The sequence below is a fragment of the Flavobacterium hankyongi genome (assembly GCF_036840915.1).
GTDB classification, from domain to species: domain Bacteria; phylum Bacteroidota; class Bacteroidia; order Flavobacteriales; family Flavobacteriaceae; genus Flavobacterium; species Flavobacterium hankyongi.
Genome location: NZ_CP085725.1, coordinates 2030423 through 2047154 on the forward strand (window position 1 = coordinate 2030423; position 16732 = coordinate 2047154).

Consider the following 16732-nt stretch of genomic DNA (forward strand, 5'->3'; position numbering starts at 1 on the left):
CTGATTTTGATGCTAAAAATAAGAATTAAAATGTATCTAATCAGTAAGATGATTTAATTCTTATCAAATCATTTTGTGACCCCATTGGGATTCGAACCCAAATCGTCAGAACCGGAATCTGATATTCTATCCAATTGAACTATGGAGCCTTTTTTATACAATTTAGACTCCTTAGATTATAAATTCGATAGCCCAAGGAGTCTACTATTTGAAAGAATAAAAAGCTACGCTAAAAGCTTTTTTACAATATTTGAAATTGTTTTGCCGTCAGCTTGTCCAGCAAGAGCTTTTGAAGCTGCACCCATTACTTGTCCCATTGCCGCCATTCCAGAAAAACCACCATCTGCAATAATTTTAGCCACAGCATCTTCTACCTCAGTTTCTGATAATTGTGCAGGTAGAAATTTTTCAATCACTGCTACTTGAGCGATTTCTGGTTCTGCTAAATCAGGACGATTTTGTTCAGTATATATAGTTGCAGAATCTTTACGTTGCTTTACCAAACGTTGCAATAATTTGATTTCATCATCAGCAGACAAATCTTCTTTAGCACCACTTTCAGTTTGCGCCAATAATATTGCTGATTTTATTGCTCTCAATGCTTCTAAAGCTACTGTATCTTTAGCTCTCATAGCATTTTTCATTTCGTCCATTATTTTTACTGATAAACTCATAATGATATTAGGTATTAGTTTTTAGAATATGATTTCTAAAAGTTATTGTATTGATTTTTTGGATATGCGAAATTAAAAAAATAACCCGAAAAATCAGCAGAAATTTCGGGTTACATAGGTTTGGTTTGAAATAGTTAATCTACATTATCGTGTAAGAATGAATTGTTAGAACGTAACTGAACATCGTCGTTACTATCTAAACCAAGAGACATTCTTGATCTATTATTATCTACTGGATTGTTTGTTACATCAATCCCCATTCTTTTATAAGCCGGTACTTTTTCGTACTCGTCTACTCGAGCTGCATTATTGTGAAACTTATAATTGAATTCCTTCATTTTACGTCGACGCTCTTCTGCTCTTAACTTCAATGAATCCTCAATTGACATTTCTACTGGTGAGTTAATGTCGTAAGTAGGATTTGAAACTAGTTGCTGTGTAACTGGTTCCACTTGCTTCATTGTAATATTAAGTTCCTCTGGAGTTTTTTCAATTACTGGCTCTACTTTTTTTGCTTGAGCAAATTGATTTTCAACCTCCATATACTCTTCTAATGAATGACGAATCACACCGTTTTGAGTAACTTCGGTAACTGGAACAAACTCTACTGCTTCATTTACTCTTATATCTTTAATTTCATTGGTTAAATCGAAAATTAACTTATCTGTATTTACAGTTTCTTCTTTTTGAGCAATTGGCAAATCAAATGTTAATGAAAATTGATCTTCTTCTTTGATAAAGAATTTAGGATCTACAACTTCAATTTCCTTTACTTCTGGTGGCGTAAAATAGAAATCGTTTTCTTTTACTTGATTCGCCGAAACTATCTCGAAAGTAACATCTAAATTTTTTATAAACTCAGTTGTAGGAACCAAATCCATTGTAAAATAAGGTTCTACTAAATCTGGCGTAGCAACATCTCCTTCTAAAGAAAATACAATTTTATCTTCAATAATAGGAGCCTGATCAACAACTGGTGTAGCTGATGGCATATTTAATGAAAAATCGAATCCTTTAGCTTCAAATTTTTGAGTTAAATTATGCACTAACTTTTGCTCATCTTCTAAAGCGTGAATGATTTTTTTAGGCTCAGTATTTACAATCTCTGCTTGTTGTTCTACACAAAAACCAGTTGCAATTATGGTAACTGCAATAGAATCTCCAAGAGTTTCGTCTTCACCAACCCCCATAATTATATTTGCATTGAAACCAGCTTCGGCCTGAATATGATCATTAATTTCACCAATTTCATCGATAGTAATTTCGTTAGTACCAGAAACGATAAGCAACAATACGTTTTTAGCACCTGCAATTTTATTATCATTCAATAAAGGTGAGTCCAAAGCTGAAACGATAGCATCTTTAGCTCTGTTTACTCCTTCAGCAACAGCCGAACCCATTATTGCAGTACCTGAATTTGAAAGTACTGTTTTAGCATCTTTCAAGTCGATATTTTGAGTATAGTGATGTGTAATAACTTCTGCAATACCGCGAGATGCAGTTGCTAATACTTCATCAGCTTTTGAGAAACCTGCTTTGAATCCAAGATTCCCATAAACCTCTCTTAATTTATTATTATTGATTACGATAAGTGAATCAACTTGTCTTCTAAGCTTTTCAACCCCCAATAAAGCTTGTTCAGAACGAATTTTTCCTTCAAACTGGAAAGGTATTGTAACAATACCTACAGTAAGAATTTCTCTTTCTTTTGCTAATTGAGCAATAACTGGCGCAGCTCCAGTACCGGTACCACCACCCATACCTGCTGTAATGAAAACCATTTTAGTATTGCTGTCAAGCATTTTCTCGATATCCTCGATACTTTCAAGTGCAGCCTGTTGCCCCACATCAGGATTTGCACCAGCTCCTAAACCTTCTGTAAGGCTTACACCCAACTGAATTTTATTAGGCACAGGACTGTTTTGTAATGCTTGTGAGTCAGTATTACAAACGATAAAGTCTACTCCTTTAATACCTTGCTTGAACATGTGATTAATAGCATTGCTACCTCCACCACCTACTCCGATAACTTTTATCACGTTCGATTGATTTTTAGGTAAATCGAAAGAGATGCTTCCAAATTCTGAGTTGCTTTCCATACTATTTGGTTTTTATTTTGTGTTACTTGTGATAACTCAGATTACTCTGCGTTATCTAAAAAATCTTTAATCTTATCAATGTATCTGTCAAAAAACGATTTTCTAATCGTTGTTTCAGTCGATTTAGAAGCAGAATTTACCTCTTCTATAACCCTTTCGGCTTCTTGCTGAATTAATTGTTGTTCCTCCATACTTGGTTTTTGCACCAAAACAGGCTCTGGAACATAATTATCTTGAGGAATGGCACTCATAGTATTATTACGAACGCTATTCATTACTAAACCAACGGCAGTTGCATATAGCGGACTCGAAATTTCTTCATTGGAATTCCCTGCTAAATGCTCATTAGGGTATCCAATTCTTGTATCCATTCCTGTAATGTACTCTACCAATTGTTTTATGTGTTTTAATTGTGAACCTCCTCCAGTTAAAACAATTCCTGCAATTAATTTTTTGCGAGGATCTTCATGACCGTACGCTTTTATCTCTGTATAAATTTGTTCGATAATTTCTACCACACGAGCATGAATTATTTTTGAAAGGTTTTTTAATGAGATTTCTTTTGGATCTCTTCCTCTTAATCCAGGAATAGAAACAATTTCATTGTCTTTATTTTCTCCCGGCCAAGCAGAACCAAACTTTACTTTCAATAATTCGGCTTGCTTTTCAATTATTGAACAGCCTTCTTTAATATCTTCAGTAATTACATTACCTCCAAATGGCACAACCGCTGTATGACGAATAATACCATCTTTGAAAATTGCCAAATCAGTAGTTCCACCACCTATATCGATTAAGGCAACTCCTGCTTCTTTTTCTTCTTGACTTAAAACTGCATCAGCAGAAGCTAAAGGTTCTAATGTTAAACCTGACAAATCTAAACCAGCGCTTTTAATACATCTACCAACATTTCTAATTGATGATGCTTGACCAACTACTACATGGAAGCTACTCTCAAGTCGGCCTCCATACATACCAATTGGTTCTTTTATTTCAGACTGACCGTCTATTTTAAATTCCTGAGGCAATACATGGATAATCTCTTCTCCTGGTAACATCGCAAGTTTTTGAACTTGACCAATTAACACATCGATGTCTTTTTCACTAATTACTTCTTCTGGATTAGATCTAGAAATGTAATCGCTGTGTTGAATACTACGGATATGTTGTCCAGCAATACCAACTACAACGTCTTTAATTTTAAAACCTGAATCTTCTTCAGCAAGCGCAATTGCTTCCTGAATAGACTGGATAGTTTGTGTAATGTTATTTACCACACCTCTAGCCACACCGAGACTTTTAGACTTACCAACGCCTAAAATTTCTAGCTTTCCATACTCATTTTTCTTACCTATCATAGCAACAATCTTTGTTGTTCCTATGTCAAGTCCTACTGCTATATTCTCTCTTTCCATACTCTATTCTTTTGTACAAACCACTTGTTTGGTAAACTTTAAATTAATTTTCGAATACGAATTAATCAATGTGTCTTGTACTGCTTTTTGAAAAAATGCTTTATAATTATCAAACTTTCTTTCCATGTGAATGGTTCTGCCGAAAATTATATCATAACTATAATTTCTATTCTTCATTGTGATGCTTCCGTCGTCGTTAATCGTCATACCAATGATATTTTTTTTCAAAAAATCATCAGAATAAATCTTTTTTAACAATGCAACAAAGTTCTTATCTAAGGCTTTATCTACATCACCATAAACAAGGGGCACTCTGGCACTAAAATTACTTGAAAGCGGCATCCTATCCCCTTTATAATCAATATAAAAAGAAGAATAATTATTAAAAACTCTAGCGATTGGGGTCTTTTGTTTTACTATGGTTTTTAACTTACCATCAACACTCACATACACTTCAGAATTGTCTATCATGCTGTGTTTATTGATAGTTTGCTCTATATGCTTCAAATCTAAATCTTCTTTTTTAATACTGGAAGAGCCTCCAAAATTTTCTATCAACAACTTATTAACCATTTCATGCGTCACAAATGGGCTATTTGAATTCACAAATTCGATGTCTGGTTTAGAAATTTTTCTTTGTTCGTTTCTTTTTGAAGTAAACGAATACAGAAAAATTACCACTCCAAAAATGGCAATCAGTTGAATATTTATTAACCAATTTTTATGCATCTAATGCTTTTTTAATTTCTGGCACCATTTCGCCCACATCACCTGCACCAATTGTTACAATTACAGGAGCATCTGAATCTTTTAACAATGAAATCAATTCTTCTTTTTGAATTAATTTTTTATTTGGATTATCCATTTTATTCAGCAACCATTGCGAAGTAATTCCTTGCATAGGCAACTCACGTGCAGGATAAATTTCCATCAATAACACTTCGTCAAATTGAGACAAACTTTTTGCAAAATCATCAGCAAAATCCTTAGTTCTACTGAATAAATGTGGCTGAAAAACAGCCAACACTTTTTTACCCGGATACAATTCACGAACCGCTTGATGTACCGCATTTATCTCGGTTGGATGGTGTGCATAATCATCGATATACACAAAATCCGGTTTACGAATCTGGAATGAAAAACGACGTTTTACTCCTTTAAATGTTGCTAACGCTTTGACAATGGAATCGGTTGGGGTTCCGTAAGTTCGAGCCATGGCCAAAGCAAGCAACGCGTTGGTTAAGTTGTGCTTTCCTGGTAATCCAAATTTTATATCTTTTATTTCTTCGGTTGGTGTTTTTACATCAAAAACATACCATCCATCAATGATTCTAATATTATGTGCAACAAATTTTGAATCATCATTTATCCCCACAGTTATTCCATCAAGAGGTAAACCATTGATTACAAATAAATTATTTTTATCCTCAACTTTATCAGCGAATTCTTTGAAAGAAGCTTTTATAGAAGCATCATCACCATAGATATCGAGATGATCAGCATCCATTGAAGTTATACATGCAATATTGGGGTGCAAATGTAAAAAAGATCTATCAAATTCATCGGCTTCAACTACAGTAATTGTTTTACCAGAACCAATTAAATTTGAATTATAATTTTCTACAATTCCTCCTAAAAAAGCTGTAACATCTAAGCCACTTTCATACAAAACATGTCCTAAAATACTTGAAGTTGTTGTTTTACCATGTGTTCCTGCCACTGCAAAACAAAAAGTATCCTTGGTGATGATTCCTAAAACCTCTGCACGCTTTTTGATAATGAATCCATTTTCTTTAAAATAATCCCACTCTGAAAGTTGTTTTATTGCTGGCGTATACACAACCAAAGTGTTGTCTGGAGTACATGAAGAAGGGATACTTTCAATATCATCTTCAAAATGAATATCAATACCACTTGCAATCAGATCATCAGTTAGCATTGTTGGAGTCTTATCGTAACCCATTACTTCTTTCCCGATGAATTTGAAATAACGCGCCAAAGAACTCATTCCAATCCCTCCGATTCCTATAAAATAGACGTTATGTATTTGATTTAAATTCATTTCTATTTAACCAATTTTAATATCTCGTCAACAATTTGTTTAGTTGCATTTGGCATAGCCAATGCTTTTATATTTTCGCTTAAGCTCTGTTGCTTTCCTTCATCATTTAATAAAGCTTCAAAAACAACTTCGAATTGTTCATCTAATTCTTTTTCTTTTAATAGAATAGCACCGTGTTTATCTACAATGGCTTGTGCGTTTTTTGTTTGATGGTCTTCAGCAACATTTGGCGATGGAATAAAAATTACTGGCTTGCTTACTAAACACAATTCGGATACCGATGAAGCTCCCGAACGTGATATTACAACATCTGCAGCAGCATATACCAAATCCATTCTATCTATAAAAGCCAATACTTGAACATCTGCTATATCATTAAAATGTTTGTATTCTTCAAAATACAACTTACCACATTGCCAAATAATTTGAACTCCTTGTAACAATAACCAATCTACTTCTTTTGCAATTAATTGGTTGATTCTTCTTGCTCCAAGACTTCCTCCCAAAATCAATAGTGTTTTTTTAGAAGCATCAAGCTTAAAATATTCCTGAGCTTCTTGCTTTTTATCATTAACTGAGAGCAAATCCTGACGAACTGGATTGCCAGTTAAAATCATATTCTCTTTTGGAAAAAATCGTTCCAAGTTTTCATAAGCCACACAAATTTTGTTTGCTTTCTTACTCAGCAATTTATTTGTGATTCCTGGATATGAATTTTGTTCTTGAATCACTGTTGGAATTCCCAACATTGAAGCTACTTTTAAAACCGCTCCACTAGCAAAACCTCCAGTTCCAACAACCACATCAGGTTTAAAACTTTTAATAATTCCGAATGACTTCATCAAACTTGAGGCCAATTTTAACGGAAACATCGCATTTTGCAATGTTAATTTTCGTTGAACACCTGTAATCCACAGACCCTTAATAGAATAGCCTGCTTGAGGAACTTTTTGCATTTCCATTTTATCGCTCGCTCCTACAAAAAGAATGTCAGCTTTTGGGTAACGAGACTTTATCTCATTAGCTATGGCTATGGCTGGATAAATATGTCCACCTGTACCTCCTCCGCTGATTATGAATTTTGGATTTTCTTTCATTTCTTATTTGTTTAAAACAGCATTCATAGGATTGTTCAATTCTTCTATTGAATAATCTTCATTAATTTCTTCTTCAGCTTTAATTTCTTCATTTAATTCTCTATCTATGATTCGCTGTAATGCTTCTTCTCTTTTTTGTTTTTCAAGATTTTCCTGAGCTATCTCCTCTTCTTTCTTTGTTACATTTAAAATAACACCTAACGCAGCACACGTCATCCAGATTGATGTTCCTCCACTACTAATCAATGGTAATGTTTGTCCTGTTGTAGGCAATAGTTCTACCGCAACTCCCATATTAATAAAAGCCTGAAAAACAACTGGAAATCCTAAGCCCACAACTACCAGTTTACCAAAAATTGTTGGCGCCTTGTAAGATGCTATAATGAATCTTACAAACAAAATCAAATATATGGTTATGATGAAGAATGCACCAAAAAGCCCTAATTCTTCTACAATAATTGCAAAAATAAAATCGGAAGAAGACTGTGGCAAAAAGTTTTTCTGTACACTTTTTCCTGGTCCCAATCCATATACTCCTCCTGTTGCAATTGCCGTTTTTGCTTTTTCAATTTGGTAATCATCATCCGTATCTTTAGTATCAGAAGTAAAATTATCAATTCGACTTATCCAAGTGTCTACACGATTTGGAAAAGCATTAGGGAATGCTTTGGCAACCAAAATAAAAAATGCAAAAGACACCACACCCATTCCAACAATTATTGCTATGTTTTTTATAGGATAATTTCCAACAAACGTTAACATCAAAATCATTGAGAATATCAATGCAGTAGTTGAAAAGTTAGACGGTAAAATAAGTGCCAATGTAATAAAGACAGGTATCCACAATTCCACAAAAGATTTCTGGAAAGTCATATCTTCTATTTCAGTTTTAGACAAATATCTAGCCACAAAAAGAAACATAATCATCCCCGCAAATGTGGATGGCTGGAACGAAATTCCAACTAAGGGAACGGTAACCCATCTACTAGCATTAGCCCCTTCAATCACTGTTCCTTTTACCATCGCATAAATTAGTAGCGTCCAAGCAAATGGCAATAAAACTCGTGACAGACTTCTAAAATAATGATAAGGTACTTTTTGTACTTGATACATAATCCAGAATCCTGCAGACAAATGAACAAGATGTTTTACTAAATAAACCAAGGTATTTCCAGTACCATGTTTTTGATATGCTAAATTACTACTAGCACTATACACTGGAATAAAAGAAATAAGCGCCAATAGTGCTACCATGGCCCAAATAACCTTATCTCCTTTTAAATTATGTATCAGTGTTTTCATTACTCTATTTTAGCTAAACGCTTATAAATTTTGTACTGCTTGTTTAAATTGACGACCTCTGTCTTCGTAATTTTCAAACAAATCGAAACTTGCACAAGCTGGCGATAACAATACTGTATCTCCTTTTTCGGCAATTCTGTATGCTTGTTTCACAGCATCGTTCATATTTGTTGTTTCAACCAATACATCAACAACATCTGCAAAAGTCTCGATAATCTTTGCATTATCAACGCCTAAGCAAATGATTGCCTTTACTTTTTCATTAACTAACGACAATAATTCGGTATAATCATTTCCTTTATCAACTCCACCAACAATCCAAATCGTAGGTGTTGTCATACTATCTAAAGCGAAAAAAGTTGCATTAACATTTGTTGCTTTAGAATCATTGATATACTGCACATTTTGAATTTTAAGCACTTTTTCCAATCTGTGCTCTACACCCTGAAAATCAGAAAGACTTTCACGAATGGTATCTTTTCTAATTTTTAATAGCTGAGCAACTGTTGCAGCTGCCATAGCATTTTTAACATTGTGCTTTCCTTCTAGTGATAATTGTGATGTTGGCATATCGAAATTCTCGTTTGTCGTATTTATTTTAATATTGTTTTCTTCTAAAAAAGCTCCAAAATCTAATGGTTTTGAAATAGAAAATGGAATCAGTTTGGCTCTTGTACTGTTGTTTTTAAGCCAGTTCGTTATTGCTTCGTCATCTGCATCATAAATCAAGAAATCTTCTTCTGTTTGATTCATGGTTATTCTAAATTTTGAAGCAATGTATTTTTCATATTTGTACTCGTATCTGTCTAAATGATCTGGGCTTATATTCGTAATAATTGCAATGTGCGGCTTGTAAGTTTCTATTCCGTCAAGCTGAAAACTACTCAACTCCAAAACATACGTATCATATTTTCCTTCTGAGACCTGCCAAGCAAAACTTTTACCAATATTTCCAGCCAAACCAACATTCAACCCTCCTTGTTTTAGCAAATGATACGTCAACATTGTTGTTGTTGTTTTACCATTACTTCCTGTTATTCCTATTGTTACCGCATCAGTAAACTGATTTGTAAATTCGATCTCAGAAACAATTGGAATATTTTTTTCTATAATTTTTTTGATGATTGGCACTTTATCAGGAATCCCTGGACTTTTCATCACTACATCTGCATTGAGAATCAAATCTTCTGAATGTTTTTCATCTTCAAATTTGATTTTATGCAACAGTAATATTTCTTTATAATTATTTTTAATTTTTCCAAAATCAGATACAAACACATCATATCCTTTCTTTTTCCCTAAAATGGCTGTTCCTACGCCACTCTCACCTCCTCCTAAAACTACTAATCTCATATATTATCTTAATTTTAGGGTTACAATTGATACTATGGCCAATAAAATTCCTACGATCCAAAAACGGGTAACAATTTTGCTTTCGTGGTATCCTTTTTTCTGATAATGATGATGCAAGGGAGACATTAAAAAAATGCGTCGCCCTTCACCGTATTTTTTCTTAGTATATTTAAAATAAGCTACCTGTAAAACAACCGATAAGTTTTCGGCTAAGAATATTCCACATATTACCGGAATAAGCATTTCTTTACGAACTGCAATAGCTAAAACCGCAATAACTCCACCAATGGTTAAACTCCCTGTGTCACCCATAAAAACTGCTGCTGGATAACTATTGTACCATAAAAACCCAACCAAAGCTCCAACAAATGCAGCAATAAACACGGTCATTTCTCCCGAGTTTGGAATAAACATTATATTCAGATAATTCGAGAACATGATATTACCCGAAACAAAAGTGAATACTCCAAGTGCAATTACGGATATTGCCGAGGTACCGGCCGCGAGACCATCAATACCATCGGTTAAATTTGCTCCATTTGATACTGCAGTAATAATAAAAATTACGATAGGTATAAATACTAACCAAGCCCAATTCTCATATCCATCACCAGTCCATGCTAATAATTCGGCATAATCAAATTCATTATTCTTAAAGAAAGGAATTGTTGTAGCAGTCGATTTTTCTTGTAACGATACTGGATTAATAGTATTTTGAGCAGCATTTACTACAATTTTTGCAGACTGAGTATCTTTTCTTACCGTTACACCTGGATGAAAATACAACGTCGCTCCAACAATGACTCCCAAGCCAACTTGCCCAATAACTTTAAAGATACCTTTTAATCCTTCCTTATCTTTTTTGAATACTTTGATATAGTCGTCCAAGAAACCAATAAGTCCCATCCATAACATTGAAACAATCAACAAGATAACATAGATGTTATTCAATTTAGCAAGTAAAAAAACTGGAATAAGGGTAGAAAAAATAATAATTATTCCGCCCATAGTTGGTGTACCAGCCTTTTGAGTTTGCCCTTCTAAGCCTAATTCACGAACTGTTTCTCCAATTTGCTGACGTCTTAAAAACCCAATCACTCTTTTACCATAAATTGTAGACAACAACAATGACATGATAATCGCCAAAGCCGATCTAAAAGTGATGTACTGGAAAACCCCAGTTCCTGGAACGTCTAGCGTTTTATCTAAATACTCAAATAAATAGTATAACATACTCTATAATTATTTGTTAAGTTGTTCTAATATTTCTTTTACAATTTTCATATCGTCAAAATCATGGCGAACACCATTAATTTCCTGATATGTTTCATGTCCTTTACCTGCTATTACAATAATATCGTTTGCTTCAGCCATTTGACAAGCTGTTTTAATTGCTTGTTTTCTATCTAAAATCGAAACGTATTTTTTGAAATTTTCAGCACTAATTCCTGCTTCCATTTCATCAATTATCGCTTGCGGATCTTCTGTTCTTGGGTTATCAGATGTGATAACTACTTTATCACTAAGTTCTGTAGCTATTTTAGCCATTATAGGTCTTTTGGTTCTATCTCTATCTCCTCCACAACCCACAATAGTGATTAGCTTTTCATTTTTAGTTCTGATGTCATTTATTGTATTCAATACATTTTCTAAGGCATCTGGTGTATGGGCATAATCTACAACAGCAGTGATTTTCCCTTCCGAAACTATATACTGGAATCTTCCCGAAACGCTTTCTAATTCAGAAAGTAAACGAAGTGCCTCAATTTTTTCTATCCCTAATTCTATTGCAACAGCATAAATTGCCAATAAATTGTAAGCATTAAAATTTCCTATAAGACGTGTCCAAACTTCTTGATCATTAATTTTTAACTGTAGTCCAGACAATTGGTTTTCAAGAATTATCGCTTTATAATCAGCATATGTTTTTAAAGCATAGGTTAATTTTTTAGCCTGCGTATTTTGAATCATCACCGCACCATTCTTGTCATCGATATTAGTTATAGCGAAAGCTGATTTTGGCAAATGATCAAAAAATGATTTCTTCACATCTCTATACTCAGCAAACGTTGGATGATAGTCTAAGTGATCGTGTGAAAGATTCGTAAACACTCCTCCTTTAAAATCAAGTGCTTCAGTTCTTTTTTGATGTATTCCGTGTGAGCTCACTTCCATAAAACAATATTCACAACCAGCTTCAACCATTTCATTCATATAATAATTGATGGTTAAAGAATCTGGTGTTGTGTGAGTAGCTTTATACTCAACCTCATCAACTAAAATCTTAACTGTTGAAAGCAAACCAACTTTATAACCCGCTTTTTTAAACAATTGATATAAAAGAGAGGCAATAGTAGTTTTCCCATTAGTTCCAGTTACACCAATAAGCTGCAATTTTGAAGATGGATTATCATAATAGTTATTGGCTAAATGTGCTAATGCTTCATTTGTATCATTAACAACTACATAAACAATTTGCGATAAAACATTCTTAGGTAATTCTTGGCAAACAATTACCGATGCTCCAAGTGAGATTGCTTTATCTATGAAATCATGACCATCTGAAACTGTTCCTTTGATAGCCACAAAAACATCATCTTTTTCAATTTTTCTAGAATCAAAATGAATAGCGTTTACCTCAACTTCTGTTGAGCCATGCACCGCTTCGATAGCAACCTTATATAAAACCTCTTTAAGTTTCATTATGACAATTCTAGTGTTATAGTATTATTTTTGATAATTGGCTGTCCTGGCAAAATAGATTGTTTTTTTACTTTACCAATTCCAATTGCTTTAACTTTCATTCCTAAATTTTCAAGCAATGCGACTGCATCCATGCCAGCCATCCCTTTTAAATTAGGGATTACCGAAGGCTTTTTATTCAACTTAGTGTTATAAGCATAATAATTACCTTCTTGATCTTTAAACTTTTTCTTTAAAGTTTTCACTTCGTTTGTTGATGGTACATCTGTAAAAACCTTTTGAGCAATTCTTTTAAAAACTGGCCCAGCAACATCGGCACCATAATAATTGTTTTTTGATGTATTTGGCTTATGTACCACTACAATACAAGAATATTTAGGATTTTCGGCTGGAAAATATCCTGCAAATGAAGAAGCATAATACATATGGTCGTCACCTTTATGATAATTTACCTGTGCAGTTCCTGTTTTTCCTGCCATTGAAAAATCTTTAGAATATAACTTAGAACCTGTTCCTCTTTTAACAACATTTTTAAGCACTGCTTGCACTTTTTTAAGTGTTTCATCAGAACAAATACTTGGATTAATTACTTGCTTGTCGAATTTCTTAATGGTTTTATTCCATTCTTTAACCTCCTGAACAAACATAGGTTTAACCATTTCTCCATTATTTGCAATAGCATTATACAATGTTAATGTTTGCAATGGAGTTACAGAAACACCGTATCCAAAAGCCATCCAAGGCAAGGAGATCCCACTCCAGCCTTTTTGACCAGGTTGTGGTATTTTAGGAATCCCTTCTCCTTTAAATGGTAATCCTAGTGGTTTGTTTAAACCAAGACCATTAATTCTGTCAACAAATTCTTTTGGGTTATTTTTGTAGTTCTCGTAAACTGCCTGGACTAAAACTGTATTTGAAGAAACTTCAAATCCTCTTCCCAACGATATTTTACCATATCCTCCTTCATGTGAATCACGTACATGACGTCCTTTATAAACAATATCTCCTCCTTTTGAATCATAAACTTTACTAGTATCTACTTTTTCATCATCCAAAAGAGCAATTAAATCAATCAACTTAAATGTAGACCCTGGCTCTTGTGATTCAGCAATTGCGTAATTAATAGTTTCATAGTAAGAGCCATCTTTGTCTCTTCCTAAATTAGAGATAGCTTTAACTGCTCCAGTTTTTGTTTCCATTACTACGACACAACCATGATCTGCTTCATAATCCTGTAATTGCTTCAATAATGCATGATGTGCAATATCCTGAACATAAACATCTATTGTGGAAACAATATCATAACCATCTCTAGGTTCAATTTCATTATTATCGTGAATAGGTTTCCATTGACCTTTGGCTATTTTTTGCTTTAAAATTTTACCATCCGTCCCATTTAGATATTGACTAAACGCACCTTCAATACCAACTGGTAATAATTTCCCATTTTCATCATATCGCTCGTAACCTATCGTTCTTTTAGCTATTTTCCCAATAGGATGTTCTCTAACTGTTTTTTGTTCAGTTATCATTCCTCCTTTATAGGCTCCAAGATTAAAAAGCGGAAAACCTTTAATGGCCATGTATTGCGTATAACTTAAATCGCGAGCTACTAAGAAATATCTATTTTTGTTTGCTCTGGCTTTTCTAAACTCGTTTAAATAAGTGAATGCTGATTTATTTTTTAGCAACTTTTGTAAAGAGTCAGACAACTGTTTGATATTGTTATCGAAATTTTCTTGAGAAGGTGCCAAAGCATCGAAACGGATAGTATACTCAGGAATTGAAGTTGCTAACAAACTTCCATCTGAAGAATACACATTGCCTCTATTTGCGGGAATAACAAAATTTTTAATGGTTCTTTCTTTTGCCAGTTTACGATAATAGTCACCTTCTACCCACTGTATATTAGTGAGCTTGATGCCTACCGCCGTTACCATGATAAAAACAACCAATGCAACTATATAGATACGGTTTAATATGTTTCTATTTTCTACTCCCATAGCTTATCCCAAGCTGATTTTTCTTTTGCTACTTTTATTTTTTTGGGTGGAACCGATGAAGGAAAAATTTCTTTTTCAATCATTTCTTCTGCTACAGTTGATTCCATTTTTATTTTCATGAGTTCAGATCTTCTATCAACAAACTCAGACCTTAACTCTTTCACTTCATTTGTTAGCTCAGCTATTTGATATACTTTTTTTTCATAACTGTGCGTATTTGCAATCATTATGATTGCCAGAAAAATTAAAAAGACAATGAATCCCCAATTTTTTGTTGCATCCTCATTGACTAGAAATCTTGCTTTTAATATGCTGTAAAACTTGTTTTTCATAATTTTTCAGCGATTCTTAGTTTAGCACTTCTAGCACGATTATTCACTGCAATTTCTTCTTCTGTCGGAACAATTAGCTTTCCTATATTCTTAAAAGGAACTTCAAATCTTCCATAAAAATCTCGTTCTGGTTCTCCTTCAAACATTCCGTTTTTTATAAATCGTTTAACCAATCTATCTTCTAGTGAATGATATGAGATAACACTCAATCGGCCTCCTGGATTTAGAATTTCATTTGTTTGTTCCAAAAACTCTTTAAGCACTTCCATTTCCTGATTAACCTCTATTCGGATTGCCTGATATATTTGAGCTAAAATTTTATTAGCCTTGTGCCCAGGCAAAAAACGACTCAATACTTGTTTTAAATCCTCTGTATTAACAATAGCTTCTTTCTCTCTTTCCTCAACTATTGTTCTTGCAAGTGCAGCTGCATTTTTAAGCTCTCCATATTCTAAAAAAATACGACGTAGATTTTTATCATCATATTCGTTCACAACTCTATATGCACTTAACTCGTTTCGCTTACTCATTCGCATATCAAGTTCTGCATCAAAACGAGTAGAAAAACCTCTTTCAGGAACATCAAACTGATGAGACGAAACTCCAAGATCACCTAAAATTCCATCAACAAATTTTACCCCATTAAATCTTAAGAACCTTTTTATGTATCTAAAATTTTCTTTTATCAACACAAATCTAGGATCATCAATTGCATTTTGCCAAGCATCTTCATCCTGATCAAAAGCGAACAATTTTCCATTCTCTCCCAAACGAGACAATATCCCTCTTGAGTGACCTCCACCACCAAACGTCACATCAACATATACTCCGTCAGGCTTAATATTTAAACCATCAACCGTCTCTTTCAACAAAACAGGATTATGATATTCCATTGTCATCATCATTTGTGTTACCCATTACCTCTTCAGCCAAATCTGCAAAATCAATTTCAGAATCATCTACTGCTTTTTCATACAAATCTTTATCCCATATCTCAATAATATTTATTGCCGAAGACAATACAAGATTACCATTTATAGATGCAAAAACTGCTAAATCTTTTGGAACCAATAATCGACCAGTTGAATCTATCTCCACCATTCTTACACCAACAGTAAATCGACGGATGAAATCGTTATGCTTTTTATTAAACCTATTAAGTTTATTTATTTTTTGCATCATTATATTCCACTCAGCCATTGGATACAATTCAAGACATTGCTGAAAAACTGAGCGCTTTAAAACGAAACCTTCCTGCAACGATGAATTCAACTGATTCTTCAAAGCTACAGGCAGCATTAGCCTTCCCTTAGAATCAGCCTTACATTCATATGTTCCAACAATGGTATTCAAGCAGTTACAGTTTTTATATGATACTGTACAAATGTAGAAAATAATTTACCACATTTTACCACTAATTACCACTTTGTTGATAAGTTTTACCATTTTCAGTTTAAAAAGAACCATTTTAAAAAACCTTTTTTTATAAGTTTAGGGGATTTTTGTGTGCGTTTTTTTCATTTTAAGAAATTATTCGCAAAAAAATACATTAATTAAAATATATATTTGATTTTTTTTAAAATTTAAACCCTAAAAAACATCTTGCATACAACTGACAATTAAACACTTAACTTATCAACATTTAAAATTGAAAAACATTCAAAAAATGTAATTCGTATTTTAATCCTATAT

Annotated in this window: 14 protein-coding genes and 1 tRNA gene; all 15 read right to left on the bottom strand. The window is 33.5% G+C overall.

Features of this window, described 5'->3' with window-relative positions:
• Positions 1–76 precede the first annotated feature (76 nt).
• Positions 77–149, bottom strand: a tRNA-Arg gene (locus tag LJY17_RS09435).
• Positions 150–224: 75 nt separating this feature from the next.
• Positions 225–674, bottom strand: coding sequence for a GatB/YqeY domain-containing protein (locus tag LJY17_RS09440; protein ID WP_264543580.1), 450 nt, complete (start codon positions 672–674; stop codon positions 225–227).
• 134 nt (positions 675–808) lie between these two features.
• Complete coding sequence (gene ftsZ / locus LJY17_RS09445) at positions 809–2773, bottom strand: cell division protein FtsZ (RefSeq protein WP_264543581.1); 1965 nt, start codon at positions 2771–2773, stop codon at positions 809–811.
• A gap of 41 nt (positions 2774–2814) precedes the next feature.
• Positions 2815–4188: a cell division protein FtsA gene (gene ftsA / locus LJY17_RS09450; RefSeq protein WP_264543582.1), complete on the bottom strand. Its 1374-nt coding sequence runs from the start codon at positions 4186–4188 to the stop codon at positions 2815–2817.
• A gap of 3 nt (positions 4189–4191) precedes the next feature.
• Positions 4192–4917, bottom strand: a complete 726-nt coding sequence (locus tag LJY17_RS09455; RefSeq protein WP_264543583.1) for a cell division protein FtsQ/DivIB — start codon at positions 4915–4917, stop codon at positions 4192–4194.
• A complete protein-coding gene (gene murC, locus LJY17_RS09460) occupies positions 4910–6250 on the bottom strand; it encodes a UDP-N-acetylmuramate--L-alanine ligase (protein WP_264543584.1) in 1341 nt (446 codons plus the stop codon). Before murC ends, LJY17_RS09455 begins: the two co-directional genes overlap by 8 nt.
• Positions 6251–6252: 2 nt before the next feature.
• The gene (murG, locus tag LJY17_RS09465) at positions 6253–7347 is read right to left on the bottom strand and encodes an undecaprenyldiphospho-muramoylpentapeptide beta-N-acetylglucosaminyltransferase (protein ID WP_264543585.1); all 1095 of its coding nucleotides are present in this window, start codon (positions 7345–7347) and stop codon (positions 6253–6255) included.
• A 3-nt stretch (positions 7348–7350) separates the two neighbouring features.
• On the bottom strand, positions 7351–8649 hold the full coding sequence (locus tag LJY17_RS09470) for an FtsW/RodA/SpoVE family cell cycle protein (RefSeq protein ID WP_264543586.1): 1299 nt from the start codon (positions 8647–8649) through the stop codon (positions 7351–7353).
• 21 nt (positions 8650–8670) lie between these two features.
• Positions 8671–10002 (bottom strand): UDP-N-acetylmuramoyl-L-alanine--D-glutamate ligase, encoded by a 1332-nt coding sequence (gene murD / locus LJY17_RS09475; RefSeq protein ID WP_264543587.1) that lies wholly within the window; start codon positions 10000–10002, stop codon positions 8671–8673.
• Between the two features lie 3 nt (positions 10003–10005).
• Positions 10006–11235 carry a phospho-N-acetylmuramoyl-pentapeptide-transferase gene (mraY, locus tag LJY17_RS09480; protein ID WP_264543588.1) on the bottom strand — a complete coding sequence of 410 codons (1230 nt, stop codon included), beginning with the start codon at positions 11233–11235 and terminating at the stop codon, positions 10006–10008.
• Between the two features lie 9 nt (positions 11236–11244).
• Positions 11245–12705 (bottom strand): UDP-N-acetylmuramoyl-L-alanyl-D-glutamate--2,6-diaminopimelate ligase, encoded by a 1461-nt coding sequence (locus LJY17_RS09485; RefSeq protein ID WP_264543589.1) that lies wholly within the window; start codon positions 12703–12705, stop codon positions 11245–11247.
• On the bottom strand, positions 12705–14708 hold the full coding sequence (locus LJY17_RS09490) for a penicillin-binding protein (protein ID WP_264543590.1): 2004 nt from the start codon (positions 14706–14708) through the stop codon (positions 12705–12707). The genes LJY17_RS09485 and LJY17_RS09490 overlap by 1 nt, the downstream gene beginning before the upstream one ends.
• Positions 14699–15040, bottom strand: a complete 342-nt coding sequence (locus tag LJY17_RS09495; RefSeq protein ID WP_264543591.1) for an FtsL-like putative cell division protein — start codon at positions 15038–15040, stop codon at positions 14699–14701. Before LJY17_RS09495 ends, LJY17_RS09490 begins: the two co-directional genes overlap by 10 nt.
• The gene (gene rsmH, locus LJY17_RS09500) at positions 15037–15945 is read right to left on the bottom strand and encodes a 16S rRNA (cytosine(1402)-N(4))-methyltransferase RsmH (RefSeq protein WP_264543592.1); all 909 of its coding nucleotides are present in this window, start codon (positions 15943–15945) and stop codon (positions 15037–15039) included. Before rsmH ends, LJY17_RS09495 begins: the two co-directional genes overlap by 4 nt.
• Positions 15920–16393: a division/cell wall cluster transcriptional repressor MraZ gene (gene mraZ / locus LJY17_RS09505; protein ID WP_264543593.1), complete on the bottom strand. Its 474-nt coding sequence runs from the start codon at positions 16391–16393 to the stop codon at positions 15920–15922. Before mraZ ends, rsmH begins: the two co-directional genes overlap by 26 nt.
• Positions 16394–16732: the final 339 nt, after the last annotated feature.